This window comes from Kitasatospora sp. NPDC049285, assembly GCF_040678815.1.
Taxonomy (GTDB): Bacteria; Actinomycetota; Actinomycetes; order Streptomycetales; family Streptomycetaceae; genus Kitasatospora.
In genome coordinates this window covers 113397-135037 of record NZ_JBFAQR010000011.1, presented here as the reverse complement: position 1 = coordinate 135037, position 21641 = coordinate 113397, and the positions used below count along the sequence as shown (strand labels likewise).

17 protein-coding genes and 1 tRNA gene are annotated in these 21641 nt (G+C 73.6%); 9 read left to right on the top strand and 9 right to left on the bottom strand.

What is annotated here, in order from left to right; translation table 11 throughout:
• Positions 1–107 precede the first annotated feature (107 nt).
• The 3 genes from AB0K51_RS10910 (at position 108) to AB0K51_RS10900 (ending at position 4995) form a co-directional block, all read left to right on the top strand.
• Positions 108–2306 carry an ATP-dependent RecD-like DNA helicase gene (locus AB0K51_RS10910; protein WP_363452888.1) on the top strand — a complete coding sequence of 733 codons (2199 nt, stop codon included), beginning with the start codon at positions 108–110 and terminating at the stop codon, positions 2304–2306.
• 225 nt (positions 2307–2531) lie between these two features.
• Positions 2532–3821 carry a citrate synthase gene (locus tag AB0K51_RS10905; RefSeq protein ID WP_363452886.1) on the top strand — a complete coding sequence of 430 codons (1290 nt, stop codon included), beginning with the start codon at positions 2532–2534 and terminating at the stop codon, positions 3819–3821.
• A gap of 454 nt (positions 3822–4275) precedes the next feature.
• On the top strand, positions 4276–4995 hold the full coding sequence (locus AB0K51_RS10900; protein WP_363452884.1) for an SDR family oxidoreductase: 720 nt from the start codon (positions 4276–4278) through the stop codon (positions 4993–4995).
• Between the two features lie 7 nt (positions 4996–5002).
• On the opposite strand, the gene AB0K51_RS10895 is transcribed toward AB0K51_RS10900, so the two are convergent.
• Together AB0K51_RS10895 and AB0K51_RS10890 are read right to left on the bottom strand one after the other, a co-directional pair.
• The gene (locus tag AB0K51_RS10895; RefSeq protein WP_363452882.1) at positions 5003–7282 is read right to left on the bottom strand and encodes a heavy metal translocating P-type ATPase; all 2280 of its coding nucleotides are present in this window, start codon (positions 7280–7282) and stop codon (positions 5003–5005) included.
• A 61-nt stretch (positions 7283–7343) separates the two neighbouring features.
• A complete protein-coding gene (locus AB0K51_RS10890; protein ID WP_363452880.1) occupies positions 7344–7562 on the bottom strand; it encodes a cation transporter in 219 nt (72 codons plus the stop codon).
• Positions 7563–7840: 278 nt separating this feature from the next.
• Between AB0K51_RS10890 and AB0K51_RS10885 the strand changes: the two genes are divergently transcribed.
• On the top strand, positions 7841–9013 hold the full coding sequence (locus tag AB0K51_RS10885) for a PP2C family protein-serine/threonine phosphatase (protein WP_363452878.1): 1173 nt from the start codon (positions 7841–7843) through the stop codon (positions 9011–9013).
• A 75-nt stretch (positions 9014–9088) separates the two neighbouring features.
• Here AB0K51_RS10885 and AB0K51_RS10880 read toward each other — a convergent pair whose 3' ends face one another.
• Positions 9089–10777 carry a bifunctional 3'-5' exonuclease/DNA polymerase gene (locus AB0K51_RS10880; protein WP_363452876.1) on the bottom strand — a complete coding sequence of 563 codons (1689 nt, stop codon included), beginning with the start codon at positions 10775–10777 and terminating at the stop codon, positions 9089–9091.
• Between the two features lie 173 nt (positions 10778–10950).
• Here AB0K51_RS10880 and AB0K51_RS10875 point away from each other — a divergent pair, with 173 nt between their 5' ends.
• Positions 10951–11430 (top strand): macro domain-containing protein, encoded by a 480-nt coding sequence (locus AB0K51_RS10875; RefSeq protein ID WP_363452874.1) that lies wholly within the window; start codon positions 10951–10953, stop codon positions 11428–11430.
• A 151-nt stretch (positions 11431–11581) separates the two neighbouring features.
• Positions 11582–13609 (top strand): M3 family metallopeptidase, encoded by a 2028-nt coding sequence (locus tag AB0K51_RS10870; protein WP_363452872.1) that lies wholly within the window; start codon positions 11582–11584, stop codon positions 13607–13609.
• A 55-nt stretch (positions 13610–13664) separates the two neighbouring features.
• Here AB0K51_RS10870 and AB0K51_RS10865 read toward each other — a convergent pair whose 3' ends face one another.
• Positions 13665–15170: a cellulase family glycosylhydrolase gene (locus AB0K51_RS10865; RefSeq protein ID WP_363452870.1), complete on the bottom strand. Its 1506-nt coding sequence runs from the start codon at positions 15168–15170 to the stop codon at positions 13665–13667.
• 22 nt (positions 15171–15192) lie between these two features.
• A complete protein-coding gene (locus tag AB0K51_RS10860; RefSeq protein ID WP_363452868.1) occupies positions 15193–15807 on the bottom strand; it encodes a TetR family transcriptional regulator in 615 nt (204 codons plus the stop codon).
• A gap of 146 nt (positions 15808–15953) precedes the next feature.
• On the opposite strand from AB0K51_RS10860, the gene AB0K51_RS10855 reads away from it, so the two are divergent.
• Positions 15954–17171, top strand: coding sequence for an acyl-CoA dehydrogenase family protein (locus AB0K51_RS10855; RefSeq protein WP_363452866.1), 1218 nt, complete (start codon positions 15954–15956; stop codon positions 17169–17171).
• A 67-nt stretch (positions 17172–17238) separates the two neighbouring features.
• On the opposite strand, the gene AB0K51_RS10850 is transcribed toward AB0K51_RS10855, so the two are convergent.
• From AB0K51_RS10850 to AB0K51_RS10840, 3 genes are all read right to left on the bottom strand, one after another.
• Positions 17239–17829, bottom strand: a complete 591-nt coding sequence (locus AB0K51_RS10850; RefSeq protein WP_363452864.1) for a hypothetical protein — start codon at positions 17827–17829, stop codon at positions 17239–17241.
• A gap of 161 nt (positions 17830–17990) precedes the next feature.
• Positions 17991–18833, bottom strand: a complete 843-nt coding sequence (locus AB0K51_RS10845) for an enoyl-CoA hydratase/isomerase family protein (protein ID WP_363452862.1) — start codon at positions 18831–18833, stop codon at positions 17991–17993.
• Between the two features lie 69 nt (positions 18834–18902).
• Positions 18903–19499 (bottom strand): GNAT family protein, encoded by a 597-nt coding sequence (locus AB0K51_RS10840; RefSeq protein ID WP_363452860.1) that lies wholly within the window; start codon positions 19497–19499, stop codon positions 18903–18905.
• A gap of 52 nt (positions 19500–19551) precedes the next feature.
• On the opposite strand from AB0K51_RS10840, the gene AB0K51_RS10835 reads away from it, so the two are divergent.
• Entirely contained in the window at positions 19552–20163 is a 612-nt protein-coding gene (locus tag AB0K51_RS10835) for a TetR/AcrR family transcriptional regulator (RefSeq protein WP_363452858.1), read from the top strand.
• Between the two features lie 159 nt (positions 20164–20322).
• On the opposite strand, the gene AB0K51_RS10830 is transcribed toward AB0K51_RS10835, so the two are convergent.
• Positions 20323–20395: transfer RNA gene (locus AB0K51_RS10830), tRNA-Arg, on the bottom strand.
• A 649-nt stretch (positions 20396–21044) separates the two neighbouring features.
• On the opposite strand from AB0K51_RS10830, the gene ssb reads away from it, so the two are divergent.
• The gene (gene ssb, locus AB0K51_RS10825) at positions 21045–21584 is read left to right on the top strand and encodes a single-stranded DNA-binding protein (RefSeq protein ID WP_363452856.1); all 540 of its coding nucleotides are present in this window, start codon (positions 21045–21047) and stop codon (positions 21582–21584) included.
• Positions 21585–21641 lie beyond the last annotated feature (57 nt).

Genomic DNA, 21641 nt, shown 5'->3' with positions numbered 1-21641 from the left:
CGCGGGGGGCGTGCGAGGGGGAGTCGACCGGCCCGGTGAGTGGTGTCGGTGGGCGGGGGTACGGTCGGGGCGTCAGGGGTGTGGTGGCTAGGTCGTGAGGTGTCCCGGTGCAGCTGGCGCAGGTGGAGGGTGTGCTGGAGCGGATCACCTATGCCAATGAGCAGACCGGGTACACCGTGGCCCGGGTGGATACCGGTCGGGGTGCCCACGACCTGCTGACCGTGGTGGGGGCGCTGCTGGGGGCGCAGCCGGGGGAGAGCCTGCGGATGTTCGGGCGGTGGGGCTCGCATCCGCAGTACGGGCGGCAGTTCACGGTGGAGAACTACACGACGGTGCTGCCGGCCACCGTGCAGGGGATCCAGCGGTACCTGGGGTCGGGGCTGATCAAGGGGATCGGGCCGCGGTTCGCGGAGCGGATCGTGGAGCGCTTCGGGGTGGAGACCCTGGAGGTGATCGAGCACGAGCCTGGGCGGCTGATCGAGGTGCCCGGGCTGGGGCCGAAGCGGACCAAGAAGATCGCGGCGGCGTGGGAGGAGCAGAAGTCCATCAAGGAGGTGATGGTCTTCCTGCAGGGCGTGGGGGTGTCGACCTCGCTGGCGGTGCGGATCTTCAAGGAGTACGGCGACGGTTCGATCGGGGTGGTGAAGAACCAGCCGTACCGGTTGGCCTCGGACGTGTGGGGCATCGGCTTCCTGACCGCGGACCGGATCGCGCAGGCGGTGGGCATCCCGCACGACTCGCCGGAGCGGGTGAAGGCGGGCCTGCAGTACGCGCTGTCGCAGAGCAGCGACCAGGGGCACTGCTACCTGCCGGAGGAGCGGCTGATCGCGGACGGGGTGAAGCTGCTGCAGGTGGACGTCGGGCTGGTGATCGACTGCCTGGCGGAGCTGGTGGCCGCGGAGGGCCTGGTGCGGGAGCGGCTGCCGGGCGCGGAGGGCCAGGAGATCACGGCGGTGTACCTGGTGCCGTTCCACCGGGCGGAGCTCTCGCTGGCCAACCAGCTGCTGCGGCTGCTGCGCGCGGACGGCGACCGGATGCCGGGGTTCCGGGACGTCGACTGGACGGCGGCGCTGGGCTGGCTCGCGCAGCGGACGGGCGCCCGACTCGCCCCGGAGCAGGAGCAGTCGGTGCGGCTCGCGCTGACCGAGAAGGTGGCGGTGCTGACCGGCGGGCCGGGCTGCGGCAAGTCGTTCACGGTGAAGTCGATCGTGACGCTGGCGCTGGCCAAGCGGGCGAAGGTGGTGCTGGCCGCGCCGACCGGGCGGGCGGCGAAGCGGCTGGCGGAGCTGACCGGGGCGGAGGCGTCCACGGTGCACCGGCTGCTGGAGCTGAAACCGGGCGGGGACGCCGCGTACGACCGGGACCGGCCGCTGGACGCCGACCTGGTGGTGGTCGACGAGGCGTCGATGCTCGACCTGATCCTGGCGAACAAGCTGGTCAAGGCGGTCGCGCCGGGCGCGCACCTGCTGTTCGTCGGGGACGTGGACCAGTTGCCGTCGGTGGGTGCCGGCGAGGTGCTGCGGGACATGCTGTCGGCGGGCAGCCCGGTGCCGTCGGTGCGGCTGACCCGGATCTTCCGGCAGGCCCAGCAGTCCGGGGTGGTGACCAACGCGCACCGGATCAACGAGGGCCTGCCGCCGCTCACCGAGGGCCTGCCGGACTTCTTCCTGTTCGCCGAGGACGACGCCGAGCGGGCGGCCGGCGTGACGGTGGACGTGGTGGCGCGCCGCATCCCGCAGCGCTTCGGCCTGGACGCCCGCCGCGACGTCCAGGTGCTGGCCCCGATGCACCGCGGCCCGGCCGGCGCGGGCGCGCTGAACACGCTGCTCCAGGCGGCCGTCACCCCGGCCCGGGACGGCCTGCCCGAGCGGCGGTTCGGCGGGCGGACGTTCCGGGTCGGCGACAAGGTCACCCAGATCCGCAACAACTACGAGAAGGGCGCCAACGGCGTCTTCAACGGCACGGTCGGGGTGGTGACCGCGCTGAGCGTGGACGACCAGCGGCTGACGGTGGTCACCGACGAGGACGAGGAGATCGGCTACGACTTCGACGAGCTCGACGAGTTGGCGCACGCCTACGCGGTGACCATCCACCGTTCGCAGGGCAGCGAGTACCCGGCGGTGGTGATTCCCGTCACGACCTCGGCGTGGACCATGCTGCAGCGCAACCTGCTGTACACGGCGGTGACCCGGGCGAAGAAGCTGGTGGTCCTGGTGGGTTCACGCAAGGCCATCGCCCAGGCGGTGCGGGCCGTCAGCGCCGGTCGGCGGCACTCCGCGCTCGACCACAGGTTGGCTACCGGCTGACGATCAGGGGGTACGGTACGTTCAGAGGTTGTCTTGACGTGAAGAGATTTAGGGCGGAACCTGGTCTGTGCCGATCTTGTCCGGTTCACACCGGCATCGGCAGGAGAGTTTGTAGGTCCCGGTCCTTTCCGGGGCCACCCCGGGTGCGCCGCCGTCCTTCGGGTGGGGGATCGTTGAGACAGTCAGGGCAGTCGGAAGAGGATCCATACCGTCGGTGAGGAAGACGTGAGCGACAAATCGGTAGTACTGCGGTACCAGGACGGCGAGTACGAGTACCCCGTCGTCGAGAGCACTGCGGGCAACGCCGGCTTCGACATCTCGAAGCTGCTCCCGCAGACCGGCCTGGTCACCCTGGACAACGGCTTCGGCAACACCGCCGCCAACAAGTCCGCGATCACCTTCATTGACGGTGACGCCGGCATCCTGCGGTACCGCGGCTACCCGATCGAGCAGCTGGCCGCCGAGGCCAACTTCATCGAGACGGCCTACCTGCTGATCAACGGCGAGCTCCCGAACGCGGACCAGCTGGCCGAGTTCAACACCGAGATCACCCAGCACACCCTGCTGCACGAGGACGTCAAGCGCTTCTACCAGGGCTTCCCCCGGGACGCGCACCCGATGGCGATGCTGTCCTCGGTGGTCGGCGGGCTCGCCACGTTCTACCCGGAGAGCCACAACCCGTTCGACGCGGCGCAGCGCCACCTGTCGACGGTCCGGCTGCTGGCGAAGCTGCCGACCATCGCGGCGTACGCGTACAAGAAGGCGATGGGCCAGCCCTTCGTCTACCCGCGCAACGACCTCGGCTACGTCGAGAACTTCCTGCGGATGACCTTCGCGGTGCCGGCCGAGGACTACGAGCTCAACCCGGTCGTGGTCAACGCGCTGGACAAGCTGCTCATCCTGCACGCCGACCACGAGCAGAACTGCTCCACCTCGACGGTGCGCCTGGTCGGCTCCAGCCACGCCAACCTGTTCGCCTCGATCTCGGCGGGCATCTCGGCGCTGTGGGGCCCGCTGCACGGCGGCGCCAACCAGGCCGTGCTGGAGATGCTGGAGCAGATCCAGAAGGACGGCGGCGACGTCGACGCGTTCATCCGCAAGGTGAAGAACCGCGAGGACGGCGTGAAGCTCATGGGCTTCGGTCACCGCGTCTACAAGGCCTTCGACCCGCGCGCCGCGCAGGTCAAGGTGCTCGCCCACGAGGTGCTGGAGCAGCTCGGCAAGGACGACGCGCTGCTGGACATCGCGCTCAAGCTGGAGGAGCACGCGCTCAAGGACGACTTCTTCGTCTCGCGCAAGCTCTACCCGAACGTGGACTTCTACACCGGCCTGATCTACCGGGCCATGGGCTTCCCGACCAGCATGTTCACCGTGCTGTTCGCGCTCGGCCGGCTGCCCGGCTGGATCGCCCACTGGCACGAGATGATCAAGGACCCGACCAGCCGCATCGGCCGTCCGCGCCAGGTCTACACCGGCATCGAGATCCGCGACTACGTGCCGCTCGACGCGCGCTGACGCAGGCTCATGGGCCCGGTTCCGCCTCCCGCACGAGGGGTGGGGCCGGGCCCCTTCGCGTGCGCGGGAGTGGGTGGCGCACGACGCCCGGGACGGTCCTCGGGTGGAAACGGCCGCTCAAAGCGTTCCCAGGATCCGCGTCCCGTCCCGGCGTCGTGCGCGAGGACCGTCGACGAGTCGACGGCCATCCGGGGCCCGCCGGAGCCCCGCTCTACAAAAGGTAAGACGTGTCAGGGGGCGCAAAGTTACGTCGACGGGGTGTGAGTTGGCTCTCTCCACGCTCCGTGTGCACCCGCACACCGGGCGGCCGCCGCCACATACCACACCCCGTCGGGGCGGGGCGTGGTCACCCACCCCGCAGTCATCGCAACCCAGCGTGATAGGAATCGTGGCAATCCGGTACGGACCGCCTGCCTTCCGCTGCGCGGTGAACGGTCAGGGAGGGAGCGCGCAGATGGCCAGGAACGTCGTCGTCACCGGTGGTGGCACCGGCATCGGGTTGGAGGTGGCCCGGCGCTTCACCGAGGCCGGCGAGCGGGTGGTGATCGTCGGCCGCCGTCGCGCCGTGCTGGAGGAGGCCGCCGCCGAGCTCGGCCCGAACGTGATCCCGCTGGTCTGCGACCTGGCCGACCCGGACGCCGTGGAGGCCGCCCTGGACGGCCTGCCCGCCCGGGTCGACGTGCTGGTCAACAACGCCGGCAGCCGGGAGACCGTGATCGGCGCCGGCCCGCACGCCGTGCTGGCCCGCTGGCGCGGCGACTTCGAGCGCAACGTGCTGACCGCGGTGCTGCTCACGGAGTCGATCCGCGACCGGCTCACCCCCGGCTCCGGCCGGGTCGTCACCGTCTCCTCGATCGCCGCGCTGCGCGGCGCCGGCTCGTACGGGGCGGCGAAGGCCTCGCTGCACGCCTGGAACCACTTCCTGGCCGCCCAGCTCGGCCCGTCCGGGATCACCGCCAACATCGTCGCCCCCGGCACCGTCTCCGGCACCGAGTTCTTCGGCCCGCGCCTGGACGACGCCGAGGTCTCCCGCCGCGCCGGGCGGACCCTGCTCGGCCGGATCGGCGAGTCCGGCGAGGTCGCCGCCGCCGTCTACTTCCTGGCCTCCGCGGACGCCGGATTCATCACCGGCGAGATCCTGCACTGCAACGGCGGCGAGCTGCTGGGCCGCTGACGGCCCGTCAGGCCGACTGTCGGCTTGCCTGGAAGCTCCGCAGCCGCAGGCTGTTGGTGACCACGAAGACCGAGGAGAAGGCCATCGCCGCCCCGGCGACCACCGGGTTCAGCAGTCCGGCCGCGGCCAGCGGGATCGCCGCCACGTTGTAGGCGAAGGCCCAGAACAGGTTGCCCTTGATGGTGCCGAGGGTGCGGCGGGAGAGCCGGATGGCGTCGGCGGCGGAGCGCAGGTCGCCGCGGACCAGGGTCAGGTCCGCGGCCTCGATCGCGGCGTCGGTGCCGGTGCCGATCGCCAGCCCGAGGTCCGCCTGGGCGAGCGCGGCCGCGTCGTTGACGCCGTCGCCGACCATGGCCACGGTGCGGCCCTCCTGCTGGAGACGGCGGACGGTGGCGACCTTGTCCTCGGGCAGCACCTCGGCGATCACGTCCTGCGCCGGGATGCCGACCTCGGCCGCGACGGATTCGGCGACCAGACGGTTGTCGCCGGTCAGCAGCACCGGACGCAGTCCGAGGGCGCGCAGCTCGGCGATCGCGTCGGCGCTGCTGGGCTTGACCGCGTCGGCGACCTCCAGGACGGCGCGGGCCCGGCCGTCCCAGCCGACCGCGATGGCGGTGTGCCCGGCGCGCTCGGCGGTGGCCTTGGCCTCGGCGAGCGCGGGTGGCAGGTGCTGGGCCCAGTCGGCGAGCAGGGCCTCGCGTCCGGCGACCACCGCGTGGCCGTCGACGACGCCCTGGACGCCGAGGCCGGGCACGTTGGCGAAGTCCTCGACGGCGGGCAGCTCGCCGAGCCGTTCGGCGGCGGCGGTGGCGACGGCCTGGGCGATCGGGTGCTCGGAGGCGTGCTCCAGCGCGCCGGCCAGGCGCAGCGCCTCGTCCTCGGAGGTGCCGTCGGCGGTGTGGACGGCGGTCAGGGCCATCCGGCCGGTGGTGACGGTGCCGGTCTTGTCGAGGAGGACGGTGTCGGCCTTGCGGGTGTTCTCCAGCACCTCGGGGCCCTTGATCAGGATGCCGAGCTGGGCGCCGCGGCCGGTGCCGACCAGCAGCGCGGTCGGGGTGGCCAGGCCGAGGGCGCACGGGCAGGCGATGATCAGCACCGCGACGGCGGCGGTGAACGCCTCGGTGGGGCTTCCGGAGGCCAGCAGCCAGCCGACCAGGGTGCCGAGCGCGATCAGGATGACCACCGGGACGAAGACGGCGGAGATCCGGTCGGCGAGGCGCTGGGCGGCGGCCTTGCCGTTCTGCGCGTCCTCGACCAGCTTGGCCATCCGGGCGAGCTGGGTGTCCGCGCCGACCCGGGTGGCCTCGACCACCAGCCGGCCGCCCGCGTTCACGGTGGCACCGGTGACGGCGTCGCCGACGCCGACCTCGATCGGGACGGACTCGCCGGTGAGCATCGAGGCGTCGACCGCGGAGCCGCCCTCGACCACGGTGCCGTCGGTGGCGATCTTCTCGCCGGGGCGGACCACGAAGCGGGTGCCGACGGTGAGCTGCGCGACCGGGATCCGCACCTCGCGGCCGGCCTGAAGGACCATCACGTCCTTGGCGCCGAGGTCGAGCAGGGCGTGCAGGGCGGCGCCGGCCCGGCGCTTGGAGCGGGCCTCCAGCCAGCGGCCGAGCAGGATCAGGGTGGTGACGGCGGCGGCCGTCTCCAGGTACAGGGTGGAGGAGGCGTCGGCGCCGCCGACGGTGAAGCTGAAGCCGTGCCGCATGCCGGGCATGCCGGCGTGCCCCCAGAACAACGCCCACACCGACCAGCCGAAGGCGGCCAGCGTGCCGAGCGAGACCAGGGTGTCCATGGTGGCGGTGCCGTGCCGGAGGTTGGTCCAGGCGGCCTTGTGGAACGGCCACCCGCCGTACACCACGACCGGGCCGGTCAGTGCGAAGGCCAGCCACTGCCAGTTGTCGAACTGCAGCGCCGGGACCATCGACAGCAGCACCACCGGCAGGCTGAGCGCGGCGCTGATCAGCAGCCGTTCGCGCAGCGGATCGGGCGCGGGCCCGGTCTCGGTCCCGGCGGAGGGTTCCGGTGCGGTGGCGGGCGGCGGGGGGAGTTCGGCGGTGTAGCCGGTCCGCTCCACGGTGGCGATCAGGTCCGCGACGCTGGTGCCGGGGCCGAAGTCCACCCGGGCCTTCTCGGTCGCGAAGTTGACGCTCGCCTCGACGCCGTCCATCCGGTTGAGCTTCTTCTCGATCCGGGCGGCGCAGGAGGCGCAGGTCATCCCGCCGATCGACAGTTCGATGCGGTCGCGCGACCCGGCGGGGGCGGCGGAGTCGGTGGTGGTCATCAGCTCGTCAGCTCCTCGTGTGACCGGGGCGGGGGCGGCGCGGCCGTCCCCGCCCCGCTGCTCAGACGGTCCGGCCGACCAGCGCGTAGCCGGCCTCGTCCACCGCGGCGGCGATCTGCTCGTCGCTCAGCGGGGCCTCGGCGGAGACCGTGACGGTGCCGGCCGCGGAGTCGGCGGCGACCTGGGTGACGCCCGGGAGGGCGGAGACCTCGGCGCTGATCGCCTTCTCGCAGTGGCCGCAGCTCATCCCGCTGACGGTGTAGGTGACGGTGCTGGACATGGGACCTCCAGGGACGGCCGCGCGGATCGGCTCCGCGCCTCACTGATGACAACACCATACCCCCTGGGGGTATTCCGTTCCGAGTCGGGTGACGGATCCGGTGTGCCGACGTGCTGCCTGTACACCGAGCGTAGTCGCCGGGCGGCCGGGACCGGCGGCGGCGGGCGGGTGCGTCAGGGTGCCGTCGGCGGCGGGCGGGTGCGTCAGGGTGCCGTCGGTGGCGACGGGCGCGTCCGTCCACAGCGCGGAGGGCGCGAGAGGTCCGATATGTTCGAAAGATGCCCCTGCGACGCCGCTACGGGACCTCCGCGTCCAGCCCGGGCGGACTGCCGCCCGCCAGGCGGCAGAGCGCGCTGCTCGCCGCCGACCTGCAGGACCTCTCGCTGCTGCGCCGCGCCGCGCCGGCGCTGGTGGCGATCGCCGTCGTCGGCCTCGCCGACTACCTGTCCGGGCAGGACCGCTACCTCGCCCCGCTGATGGTGGTGGTCCCCTCCATCGCCGGACTGACCCTCAGACCGCGCGAACTCCTGACGGTCTGCTTCCTCGGCTTCCTCGTCCTGCTCGGCCTCAGCCGCTACGACCAGGTCGCCACCTTCGGCGACAACCGCTTCCTGTACGGCGCGCTGGTCAGCTACGTGGCGCTCACCGCGTTCAGCGCCTGGGTCGCCGAGCTGCGGATGCGACGAGCCGCGGCCTTCGCGGCCGTCAGCTCGGTCGCGGAGGCCGCCCAGCGCGCGCTGCTGCGCCAACCCGAGCCGACCGTGGGGCCGCTGCGCCTGGCCGTGCGGTACGTCTCGGCGGCCGACTCGGCGCGGATCGGCGGCGACCTGTACTCCGTGCTGGACACCCCGCACGGCACCCGGGTGCTGGTCGGCGACGTCCGCGGCAAGGGCCTCGGCGCGGTGCAGACCGCCGCCGTGGTGCTCGGCGCGTTCCGGGAGGCCGCCTACGACGAGGCGAAGCTGCCGGCCGTGGCCGCCCGGATCGAGGCCAGCGTGCGGCGGCACGTCCCGGACGGCGAGTTCACCACCGCGCTGTTCGCCGGCTTCGGCCCGCCCGGCTCGGTCGAACTGCTGCACCTCGGCCACGTCCCGCCGATCCGGGTCGGCGCGGACGGCACCGCCGATGTCCTGGAACCCGCCGACCCGTGGCTGCCGCTCGGCCTCGGCCACCTCGCCGCAGGTGAGCCCGCCGGGGTTCCGGTCCCGTTCGGCGAGCGGGACGTCCTGGTGCTGTGCACCGACGGCGTGATCGAGGCGCGCGGCCGGGTCGACGGGACGTTCTACCCCCTGGCGGAGCGCGTCGGGCCGCTGGTCCGCGACGGCTGGCGCTCGCTCGCCGAGCTGGACGCCGCCGTCGGACGCCTCTACGCGGACCTGCTGGCGCACACCGGCGGCGAGCTCGGCGACGACGCGCTGCTGCTGCTGGTCAGCCGGCCGGCCGCGGGGTGACGGCCCGTCGGGCGCGCTGGTGTCGCCGGGCCGGGGGATGGGCCGGTCCGGCGACGGGGTGAGCCTACCCGGCGGTCACTTCGCGTCGCCGTAGCACTCCACCACGGCGGTGGTGAGCGGGAAGCGGACCGGGGTGTCGCCGAACACCAGCCGGCGGGCCTCCTCGCCGGCCTCCGCGACCGCCCGGGCCACCTCGTCGGCGAGGTCGGCGGGGGTGTGCACCATCACCTCGTCGTGCTGGAAGAAGACCAGGTGCGGACGGTCCTCGCCGGAGCGCAGCGTGGCGAGCCGGCGGCGCAGCGCGGCGAGCAGGGCGAGCGCCCAGTCGGCGCCGCTGGCCTGGATGACGAAGTTGCGGGTGAACCGGCCGCGGGCGCGGGCCGAGCGGCCGCCCGCCTCGCCGGACTCGGGCGTTTCGGTGAGGTCCAGCCAGTCGGCGGTCGGCGGCGGGCAGGCCCGGCCGAGCCGGGAGGCGACCACGCCGCCGTCCTCGCCGGTGCGGGCCGCGGCCTCGACGTAGCCCATGGCGGTGGGGTAGCGGCGGCGCAGGGTGTTCAGCAGCGGGCCGATGCCGCCGCCGGTCTGGCCGTACATCGCGCCGAGCAGGCCCAGCTTGGCCTTGTCCCGGTCGCCCTGGAAGGCGCTGGCGGCGAGCGCCTCGTACAGGTCGCCGCCGTCGGCGGTGCGGGCCAGGCCGGTGTCGCCGGAGAGCGCGGCGAGCACCCGCGGCTCCAGTTGTGCGGCGTCCGCGACGACCAGCAGCCAGCCCGGGTCGGCGACCACCGCGCGGCGCAGGATCCGCGGGATCTGCAGCGCGCCGCCGCCGCGGCTGGCCCACCGGCCGGACACCACGCCGCCGACCACGTACTCCGGGCGGAACCGGCCGCCGCGCGCCCAGGCGGCCTGCCAGGCCCAGCCGTGCGCGGCGTACAGCCGGGACAGCTCCTTGTAACGGACCATCAGCCCGGCCGCCGGATGGTCGACGGCCTTCAGCTCCCAGGAGCGGGTGGAGGCGAGGTGGATGCCCTGGTCGGCGAAGGCCTTCAGCACCTGGCCGTGCGAGTCCGGGTTGAACGGCCGCCCGCCGAGCGCCTGCTGGAGTTCCACGGCGAGGTCGGCGAGCTTGCGCGGCTGGGTGCCGGGGATCGCCGGGCGGGGGCCGAGCAGGTCGGTGAGCAGCGCGTCGTGCACGTCCGCGCGCCAGGGCAGGCCGTCGTGCGCCATCTCGCAGGCCAGCAGTGCGCCCGCCGACTCGGCGGCGACCAGCACCCGGAACCGGGAACGGGCGGCCGGGTCGGCGATCGCCTCGATCCGGCGCAGCTGGTCCGCGTGCACCGCCACCGTCGCCGCCAGCGGGTCGGCGCCGGGCGGGAGTTGGAGGCGGTCGGGGGCGAACAGGCCGTCCTCGTCGGGCAGCGCGCCCTCCGGCAGGTCGGCCGGCACCGGGAGGCCGCGCAGCCGGGACCAGGCCGCGCCCAGCGAGCGCGGCGCACCCCAGCGGCCCTCGTGGCCGAGCAGCAGCGCCTCGGTCAGCCGCAGGTCGTGGCAGCGGGCGAGGCGTTCCGGCAGTTTCCCGAGCAGCGGCCCGTACGCGGTGTCGGCGGTGGGCCACACCCAGCGCGGGGCGTGCGCCGCCTCGATCGCCGCGACCGCCTCGGCGAGGCGCGGTGCGTGCTCGGGCGCGCCGGCCGGGGCGCCGTCCTCGGCGAGCGGCTGCAGCCGACCGCCCGCACCGTGCGGGTCGGGCACCAGGGCGTAGCGCACGGGCGGTCTCCTCTCGGGGTCGGTCCGATGATGACGGGCGGTGGACCTGTCGACGGTAGCGGGTGGCACCGACAGCTCCGTGCGAGGCGGATTCGAACGGCGCGGCGCGGACCAGGTGTGATGGTCGGAAAACCGTTCGATGGGTGTCGGTGCGGGCTGCGAGCATGCTCGGCATGGGGGAAGCGATCACCTACGTCCGCGGCGACGCCACGGCGCCGCAGGGCAAGGGCGTGCGGATCATCGCGCACGTCTGCAACGACCTCGGCGGCTGGGGCAAGGGCTTCGTGCTCGCGGTGTCCCGGCGCTGGCCCGAGCCGGAGGCGGCGTACCGGCGCTGGCACCGGGAGCGGGCGGGCAACGACTTCGGGCTGGGCGCGGTGCAGTTGGTGCAGGTCGACCGGTACCTGTGGGTGGCGAACATGGTCGGGCAGCGCGGGATCAGGACCGCCCGGTCGACCGGTGTGCCGGTGCGCTACGAGGCGATCGACACCGCGCTGGCCGCCCTCGGCGGGCACGCGCGGCGGCTCGGCGCGTCCGTGCACATGCCGCGGATCGGCTGCGGCCTGGCCGGCGGCCGGTGGGAGCGGATCGAGCCGCTGGTGGACGCCCGGCTGGCCGCGCGGGGCGTGCCGGTGACGGTGTACGACCGGTGAGGGCGGCGGCAGCCCCCGCCCGGCGGGTGGGCCGCGTCGAGGAGTGCGCGGGCCGGAGAAGTCGACAGGTCGGTACGACGATCTGACGGTATGACAGTGCGCTCGCGTGACAGTGTTCCGCCAGGGCCCGGGGAGCCGTAGGGTCGGCGGAATGAGCGACAACCCCTTCTTCTCGTCCAGCACCCTGGTGTACGAGCTGCCGCCCTTCTCCGAGATCCGGGAAGAGCACTACCGGCCCGCGTTCGAGCGCGGGATGGCCGACCAACTCGCGGAGGCGGCCGCGATCGCCGCCGACCCGGAGCCGCCGAGCTTCGACAACACCGTGGTGGCGCTGGAACGTTCGGGTGCGGTGCTGCGCCGGGTGTCCGCGGTCTTCTTCAACCAGGACTCCTCCGACACCACCCCGGCGGTCCAGGAGCTGGACGCGGAGATCAGCCCGAAGCTGGCCGCGCACGCCGATGCGATCCACCTCGACCCGGCGCTGTTCGCCCGCCTCGACGCGCTGCACCGGGTCCGTCACGAGCTCGGCCTGGACCCGGAGTCGCTGCGCCTGCTGGAGCGCCGGCACACCGCCTTCGTCCGGGCCGGCGCCCGGCTGGACGCCGGGGGACAGGCCCGGCTGCGCCAGATCAACGGCCAACTCGCCGCCGACGCCGCCGCGTTCCGCCGGAACACGCACGAGGCGTCGCTCGCCGGGGCGGTCGCGGTGGACCGCGCCGAGGCGCTCGACGGCCTGAACGCCAGCGCCGTCGCCGCCGCCGCGGAGAACGCCCGCAGCCTCGGCCGGGACGGGCAGTGGGTGCTCAGCCTGAAGAACTTCTCCAACCAGAGCGAACTCGCCGAACTCACCGACCGCGCGCTGCGCGAGCGCCTGCTCACCGCCTCGCTCGAACGCGGCCTGACCGACAACGGCCCGCTCGCCGCCCGGATGGCCGCGCTGCGCGCCGAACGCGCCCGGCTGCTCGGCTACCCCAGCCACGCCGCGTACGTGGTCGCCGACGAGACCGCCGGCACCGTCGAGGCCGTCACCGCGATGCTGCACCGCCTGGTCACCCCCGCCGTCGCCAACGCCGAGCGCGAGGCCGCCGATCTGGCCGCCGCCGCGAGCGCCGACGGCGTCGTCGAACTCGCCGCGCACGACTGGGCGTTCTACGCCGAGAAGGTCCGGGCCGAGCGCTACGAGATCGACACCGCGGCGCTGCGCCCGTACTTCGAGCTGGAGCGGGTGCTGCACGACGGCGTCTTCTTCGCGGCCGGCCTGGCCTACGGGCTGACCTTCACCGAGCGCCCCGACCTGACGGCGTACCACCCCGACGCCCGGGTGTTCGAGGTGTTCGACGGGGACGGCGCACCGGTCGGGCTGTTCATCGGCGACTTCTTCGCCCGGGAGTCCAAGCGCGGCGGCGCCTGGATGAACGAGCTGGTCTCGCAGTCCCGGCTGACCGGCAGCCGGCCCGTGGTGGTCAACAACCTCAACATCGCGCACCCGGCGCCCGGCGAGCCCGCGCTGCTCAGCTGGGACGAGGTGCGCACGCTCTTCCACGAGTTCGGGCACGCGCTGCACGGCCTCTTCTCCGACGTGCAGTACCCGACGTTCGCCGGGACCGAGGTGCCGCGGGACTTCGTCGAGTTCCCGTCGCAGGTCAACGAGATGTGGATGGTCCGCCCCGAGGTGCTGGCCAACTACGCCCGCCACCACCTGACCGGGGAGCCGCTGCCCGCCGAACTGGTCGACCGGATGCTCGCCGCCGAGAACTACGGGCAGGGCTTCCGGACCGTGGAGTACCTGGCGGCCGCGCTGCTGGACTGGGCCTGGCACTCGCTGCCGGCCGACGCCGAGCCGGTGGCGGACGCGGCGGAGTTCGAGCGGCTCGCGCTGGAGACGGCGGGCGTCGCGGTCGCGGCGGTGCCGCCGCGCTACCGCACCGGGTACTTCAACCACGTCTTCTCGAACGGCTACAGCGCCGGGTACTACGCGTACATCTGGTCCGAGGTGCTGGACGCCGAGACGGTGGAGTGGTTCCACGGCAACGGGCGGTCGGCGCGGGAGAGCGGCGACCTGTTCCGCGCGGAGCTGCTGTCGCGCGGCGGGAGCCGGGACGCGATGGAGTGCGTGCGGGCGGTGCTGGGGCGGGAGCCGGAGATCGGGCCGCTGCTGGTGCGGCGCGGGTTGAGCTGACGGTCCGTCCGGCGCGGGGACCCCGAAGGGGAGTGCCCGCGCCGGAGGCGCCTGCTCAGGTGGTCGCGAACGCCACCGTCGTCTCCGGGCTGTGCGGGGGGAGGAGGAAGCGCAGGTGGCCCGGGGTCGATTCGGTCCGGGTGGGGTGTGCTCCGGTGATGGTGGCGGTCGTGCCGGCCGGGAGGGCGAGTTCGGTCCAGCCGCCGGTGCGGGCGGGCCGGAAGCGGAGGGTGCCGGGGGCCGAGGGGAGCGGCGTGCCGGCCAGGGCGGGGGCGTACGGGGCGAAGGCGGGGCCGTCGCCGGGGGCGGGGCGGCCGTCGGGGGTGAGCGCGCAGTAGCCGCCGTTGCCGCGGCACCAGTACCACATGGTCCAGCCGGCGGCGAAGTCTCCCATGGCGGCGACCTGGCGGCGCAGCAGCTCCGCGTTGCCGGGGGTGGCGGCGCTGGGCGGGCCGAACTCGCCGACCAGGACCGGGAGGCGGTTCGCCCGGGGGTAGGCGGTGATCGCGGCGGTGTAGGCCTCGATGAAGCCGCCGTCGGGGTTCCAGTCCTGACCGGCCTCGACGGCGGTGTCGTAGAAGTGCGGGGCGTAGCCGATCCGGTCCGGGCCGGGCCGGGGGTCGGTGAAGGCGGGCAGGCTGGTGGGGACGCCCTGGCCGACCAGGACGGTGGGCTCGACGAACAGCCAGGCGTCGCGGTCGACCTCGCGGACGGCGCTGATCAGCCGGCGGTACATCCCGGCGAGCCGACCCTGTTCGAGCGCGGCGGAGGCGGCGGCGAGCACGGCCGGGTCGGCGGGGTCGCCGTCCACCGGGCCGAACGGCTCGTTGAACAGGTCGTAGCCCAGCAGGGCGCGGTGGCCGCGCAGTTCGCGGGCGACGGTGGTGTAGAAGGCCGCCTGTTCGCGGCGCAGGTCGGCGTCGTCGTAGAGGTGGCGGAAGGCCGCCTGGACGGCGGGTTGGAAGTAGCCGGCGAACCAGTCGTCCGGGTCGGGGACGAACGGCAGGCCGTCGTCGCGGGTGGCCCAGTCGGGGACACCGCGGTCGCCGCCGCCGAAGTGCGGGCCGTAGACGTCCTGGTGGAAGTCGACGACGGCGTACAGGTGGGAGCGCTCGGCCCAGTCCAACAGCTTTTCGACGCGGGCGAGTTCGGCCCGGTCGTAGTGGCCGCGGGCGGGTTCCAGGCGGGTCCAGGAGACCGCGATGCGGACCAGGCCGAAGCCCTGGGCGGCGACCTCGCGCAGGTCGGACTCGGTGGTCTCGGCGTACTTGTCCAGGTTGAAGCCGCGCAGGTCGAGGATCCGGCCGTGGGCGTCGGTGAAGCGGGTCCGGCCGTCGGGCAGCGTGGTGGCGGAGACCTGCCGCGCGTCGAGGGTCCGGGGACCGGTCGGCGGGGCGGCGGGGCGGCGGAGACGGTGCCGAGGACGGCGGCGGCGGTGAGCAGCAGGGCGGCGGCGGAGCGGCGGACGCGCACGGGGGCACCTCGCGACGGTGGGGGTGGGGGGCGGTGCGCCGATCCTGCCCCAGCCGCCCGGGGCGCACAAGAGGTGAGCAGTACTCATGTTCCAGTCGTCGTGGGCGGGCTCATGCCTCCGGGACGGTGGGGGCCGCCATCTGCGGGAGGTCGGCCGCGGCGGCGAGCCGGCCCCACAGCAGGTCGGCGAGGGTCTGCACCATCCGGGCGCGCGGGCAGGGCCGGCTCTCCAGCCACCAGTCGCCGGCCGCCAGCACCATGCCGGTGATCGAGCGCCCCCACGCCTCGGAGACCAGAGCGCTCTCCGCGCCCAGGTCGACCTGCTGCTGGATCGCCCGGGTGATCTCCTCGGCGATCTGCCGCAGCGCCGGCGCCAGCGCGTTGCCCGCGCCGGACGGGTCGCCGGGTTCGGGGTGGGTGAGCAGCCGGTACACCTGCGGCCGGGACTCGATCGCGGCCAGGTAGACGTCCAGGACGTGCTCCACCCGGTCGCGGCGCTCCAGCGGCTCGTTCAGCGCCGCCCGCACCGCGGCCAGCAGACCGCCGGTGTGACGCTCCGTCAGGGCGCCGATCAGCCCGTTCCGGTCGCCGAAGTGCCGGTAGAGGATCGGCTTGGTGATGCCGGCCTCGGCGGCGATCGCGTTCATGCTGGCGCCGGGGCCCTCGCGCTGGATGACCCGGTCGGCGGCGTTCAGCAGCTGCTCGCGGCGGGGCTCTGTCGTCATGCGCTGCTCCTCGTGCGTGGCGGGGCCGTGATGGGACGTTGACACCGGTTACCTATCGGTAGCAGACTCCGCTCCATGTTACCGGAGGTAACAGCGCAGTGGCGCGGACGCTCCGGCCCGCATCCCCGTCTCCTGGAGGCCAGCTCATGACCACCTTCTCGCTCGACCCGGGGCCGGACCAGCTCGCCGTACGCGACTGGCTGCACGGTTTCGCCCGCGACGTGATCCGCCCGGCCGCCGCCGAGTGGGACGAGCGCGAGGAGACCCCCTGGCCGATCATCCAGGAGGCCGCCAAGCTGGGCATCTACTCGCTGGAGTTCTACGCCCAGCAGTTCTTCGACCCGTCCGGCGTCGGCATCCCGATCGCCATGGAGGAGCTGTTCTGGGGCGACGCCGGCATCGGCCTGGCGATCACCGGCACCACCCTGGCCGCCGTCGCGGTGCTGGCCAACGGCACCGACGAGCAGATCGGCACCTGGGCGCCGCAGATGTTCGGCACCCCCGACGACGTCAAGGTCGCCGCGTTCTGCTCCTCCGAGCCGGACGCCGGCTCCGACGTCTCCGCGCTGCGCACCCGCGCCGTCTACGACCAGGCCAAGGACGAGTGGGTGATCAACGGCACCAAGACCTGGGCCACCAACGGCGGCATCGCGCACGTCCACGTGGTGGTCGCCACCGTCGACCCCGAGCTGGGCTCCCGCGGCCAGGCCTCGTTCCTGATCCCGCCGGGTACCAAGGGCCTGAGCCAGGGTCAGAAGTTCAAGAAGCACGGCATCCGCGCCTCGCACACCGCCGAGGTGGTGCTGGAGGACGTCCGGATCCCCGGCCACTGCCTGCTCGGCGGCAAGGAGAAGCTCGACGCCCGCCTGGCCCGGGCCCGCGAGGGCGCCAAGGGCGGCGGCAAGAACGCCGCGATGGCCACCTTCGAGGCCTCCCGTCCGGCGGTCGGCGCGCAGGCCATCGGCATCGCCCGGGCCGCGTACGAGGTCGCGCTGGACTACGCCAAGACCCGGGTCCAGTTCGGCAAGCCGATCATCGAGAACCAGGGCGTGGCCTTCCAGCTCGCCGACATGAAGACCCGGATCGACGCCGCCCGGCTGCTGGTCTGGCGGGCCTCCTGGATGGCCGTCAACAACCAGCCGTTCACCAGCGCCGAGGGCTCGATGTCCAAGCTGTACGCCGGTGAGACCGCCAAGTTCGTCACCGCGCAGGCGATGCAGATCCTCGGCGGCAACGGCTTCACCCGCGAGTACCCGGTGGAGCGGATGCACCGCGACAGCGCGATCTACACCGTCTTCGAGGGCACCAGCGAGATCCAGCGGCTGGTGATCGCCCGCGCGATCTCGGGGGCGCCGATCCGCTGACGCGCCGTCAGCGCGGGGCTGGTCAGCGAGCCGCCGGTCAGTGGGCGGCCAGTCAGCGTGCGACCGGTCAGCGGGCGGCCCAGAAGGTCAGCCCGGCGGTGGCGGCTCCCACCAGTGCACCGACCACCGTCTGGGCCCGGGTGTGGTCCCGCAGCACCACGCGGGACCACCCCACCAGCACCACGCCCGGCAGCAGGAGCAGCCACCACGGGCCGAGCGCGATCGCGGTGCAGACGATCGCGCCGCAGACCACCGCGGTGTGCACGGATACCTTCCACCACACCGTGATCACCATGATCGGCACCAGCGAGGCGAACATCGCCAGCACCATCGCCGTCATGTCGGCCGGGGCGTCCAGCCACAGCATCGCCAGCAGGCTGACCAGCACCGAGCCCATGATGAACGGGATCACGACCAGCCGGCGCCGGCGCTGCCCGATGTGCCGGTCCTCCCAGGCGCCCCGGCGCATCCCGTTGCGGATGAACCAGGTCGGTATCACCGCGGCGAACAGCGCCGCGAACGCCGCCCAGCCCAGCCCCTGCCAGCCGTAGCGGACCACGCCGATCAGCGGCAGCACCGCGATGATCACGTTCTTCGGCTCCACGCCGTCGGTCACCCGGCGGGCCCAGGCGGTCTCGGCGGTGGGGGCGGTGGTCATGCGGCTCCTTCGGCGGGCGGAACTCTGCTGGGACGACCGGTCGGACGGTGATCCGATCCGATCACCCGGAATTCTGCGGCATCGCCGGGGGCGGACGTTCGTTGGGGCCCGGACGAACGTCGATCGGGCCGTCGATCGTCCGGGTTGTCGCAGCTCGAGAGTCAGAACTCCGGGTCGCGCCGTTCCAGGAACGCCGCCAGGCCCTCGTGGGCGTCGGGGGCCAGCCGGGACTTGCGCTCCCACGGGGCGACCGCCTCCGCCGCCAGCTCCGGCGGACCCGCCAGCGCCGCCTTCACCGCGCCGATGGTCTGCGGCGAGCGCTGGGTCAGCGTCCGGGCGAACTCCCGTGCGCGGGCGACGAGCTGATCGCCGGGCAGCACCTCGTCCACCAGCCCGTACCGCTCGGCCTGCGCGGCCGGCACCAGCGCGCCGGAGAACAGCAGGTACTTGGCGCGGGCCGGTCCGACCAGCCGGGCCAGCCGGACCGTCGGCACCGCCGGGTAGACCACGCCCAGCTTGGCCGGGGTGATGCCGAGCCGGGCGTCCTCGGCGGCGAAGCGCAGGTCGCAGGCGACCGCCAGCTGGCAGCCGCCGCCCACGCAGGAGCCCTCGATCACCGCGATGGTCGGCCGCGGGAACGCCGCCAACGCCTCCTCGGCCGCCACGTTCCGCGCGTGGTACGCGTCCGCGCCCGCCGGGTCGGCGTACACCTCGGCGAGTTCGGTGATGTCCGCGCCCGCCGAGAAGGTGCCCGCGGCGCCGGTCAGCAGCAGGGCCCGGACGTCCTCGCGCGCCGCGAGAGCGGCCAGCACGTCCGGCAGCGCCTGCCACATCGCGGCGGTCACCGCGTTGCGCCGGTGCGGCCGGTCCAGCACCAGCGTCGCCACCCGGTCCGCGCCGACCAGGCAGCGCAGACCCTCGGTGCCGACCGGCAGTTCGACGTCGGCGGACCGGTCCCCGGGGTGCTGCCGGGAGGGGTCTGCGGGGCTGGGCGCCTCGGCCATCGGGACTCCGTGAGCTCGGTCGGACAGGCCGTCAGCCTTCCACAGCGCGGCGGCCGGGCACCATGTGATCTACGCCAAGCCGCCGTTGCCGACCGCGTTCTCGTGGCTCGTGCGGGAGTCGCGGGTGGCGCGCCACTCCGGGGCGAGCAGCGACCAGATCTCCATGTCGCGGCGGCGGCCCAGGTGTTCGGTGTACTCGCGCAGGGTGCCCTCCAGGGTCATGCCGACCCGCTGGGCGACCGCGCGGCTGCGCAGGTTCTCGGCGGTGTTCCACCATTCGGCGCGGTGCAGGCCCCGCTCGACCAGCGCGTAGTCCAGCAGGTGGCGCACCGCGGCGGTGATCAGCCCGCGGCCCTCGGCGGCCGGCTCGGTCCACACCCCGATCTCGCAGACGCCGCTGCCCGCGTCGAAGCTGACGAACATCACCCCGCCGACCAGCGTGCCCTCCAGCCAGATCCCGTACAGCCGGCCGCTGTCGGCGCTCTGCTTGTCGGCGAACTTCTGCAGGGTGGCCCGGGCCGACTCGAGGTCGGTGGACCGGGTGGCCCAGGGGATCCACGGGTCGGTGTTCGCCCGGGCCCGGTCCATGTGCTCCAGGAACTCGGTCGCCTGCCACGGCTCCAGCGGGCGGAGCTCGGCGTCCTGGGTGAGCGCAACGGCATACATGAGTGCCCCCTTCGACGTACATAACAAACGTTTGGAAGGTACCCTAGCGCCCATGACGCCAGCCCGTGGAGACCATGAAGCCCGCCGCCGGGACGTCTCCGAAGCGGTCTGGCGGGTGCTCGCCGCCCGCGGCTTCGGCGGACTTACCCTGCGCGCGGTGGCCGCCGAACTCGACGCCTCCACCGGCCTGCTCACCCACTACTTCCCCAACAAGCGCGCCCTGGTCGCCCACGCGTTGGACGTCCTCGACCGGCAGCACGCGGACCGGGACCGCCCCGCCACCGCGGAGGTCGGCCCCGCGCAGGGCCTCGCCATGCTGCGCGCCGTGCTGCTCGACATCCTGCCGCTGGACGCGGAGAGCGCCGCGGGCAACCGGATCTGGGTCGGCTCCTGGGACCCCGCGCTCGCCGACCCCGGGCTCACCGCCGACCACGCCGAGCGCTACCGGCGGGCCCGCCGGCGGATGACCGCGCTGTGCGAACAGGCGCAGTCCCTCGGCGAGCTCCCCGCCACCCGCAACGCCGCCGACCTGGCCGCCGAGGCCCAGTCCTTCGCGCTCGGCCTCGTCGTGCAGGCCCTGTTCGCCCCCGCCGACTTCCCGCCGGAGCGCCAACGCGCCCTGCTGGACGCCTTCCTGGCGGACCTGGCCGCGGGCGCGCGGTAGCGGCGTCGCCGGTCGGCGGCCGCATGGGTCGGCAGCAACGTGGGGCGGTGGCCGTGTGGCGGGGGTTCGTAGCGGGGGTGCGGTGTCACGGTCGCGCGTGCAGTGCCGCGAGCGGGGTGCGGGGTCGCGGTGGGGGTGTGGACCGCGGGCGGGCGTGTGCGCCCCCAGCAGGATTCGAACCTGCGACCTACCGCTTAGAAGGCGGGTGCTCTATCCGCTGAGCTATGGGGGCCGGGTGTGACGTCGGCCCGCTTGCCGGGCCTGGGCCGGGACGGGATGTTCCGGGACAGGATACGGGTGTTCAGTTCCGCCACCTGGACTTCGAAGGCCGGACCGCGGTGTGTCGACCTCCGTGGGGCGGTCCGATAATCGCAGGTAGTGGGCTGGTGCGCAGCGCTCTGTGGGGTCCTGGAGCCGGACGTTGTGCAGTCGTTACGGGGCTGTCGCCCCACCCGTTATGGATTCGACGCGGACAATCCCCCGCGGTGCGCGGCGGGTGGGGGCGGGATTCGGGGTTCCTTCGGTCGGATGACCTGGACCTGACGGCCCGACGGGCACTCGTTCGGGGTTTCGCGGGTGGCCGCGGAGTGTCATCGCGGTGTGCGCCCGGCTTCCGGCGGACGGCTGCGCGGCGGGCGGCACGCCTCCTGGCGTGCGAGTTCGTTGTCGTGGACACGTCGTCAGGGTGATCGGATTCGGACGGAAATCGTCCCGCATTCACTCCTGCGAGTTACCCGGCTTTTCCACAGGCCGGAGTTGTCCACAGGCCCGGAGAAGTGGCTGGCTCGAATTCCTGCTCCGCCGGAGGATCTTCCCGCGGCGGGAATTCCGCCGGCGTTATCGGTGACCGGCGGTGTGTGGCCGGAGAACGGAGAGTCGCAATGAGCGAGGCCCTGGTGACGATGGTCGGCAATGCCGCGTCGAACGTGACCTACCGCGAGACCCCGGCGGGTGTCCCGGTCGCCAACTTCCGCCTGGCGGCGACCGAGCGCCGCTTCGACAAGGAGCGCGGCGACTGGGCGGACGGCGAGACGACCTGGGTGACGGTGGTGGCGTGGCGCTGGCTGGCGGTGAACCTGGTGAGTTCGGTGAGCAAGGGCGATCCGCTGGTGGTGAGCGGGCGGTTGAGGGTGCGTGAGTGGGGTGAGGAGGGAAGTCGGCGGACTGAGGTGGAGATCGACGCCAGATCGGTGGGGCACGACCTGGCCCGTGGGACGTCGATGTTCCGGCGGGCGGTGGAGGCGAAGCCGGTCCTGGTGCAGGAGGCGGTGCCGGAGTGGATCGTCGCGGCGGTGGAGGCGCGCCGCACGGCGCAGGCCGGTGTCGGGGCGTCAACCGGCCCCGGTGCGGCGGGCGGTGGCGGCGCGGCGGGTGCCGCCGGGGCGGGAGGTTCGGATGTGACCCGGGAGGTTCTCAACTGACGGATTCCGGGCACTTCCTGGGCCGGGGAGTGCAATCCTGATTGCCGCGGGCGGTGC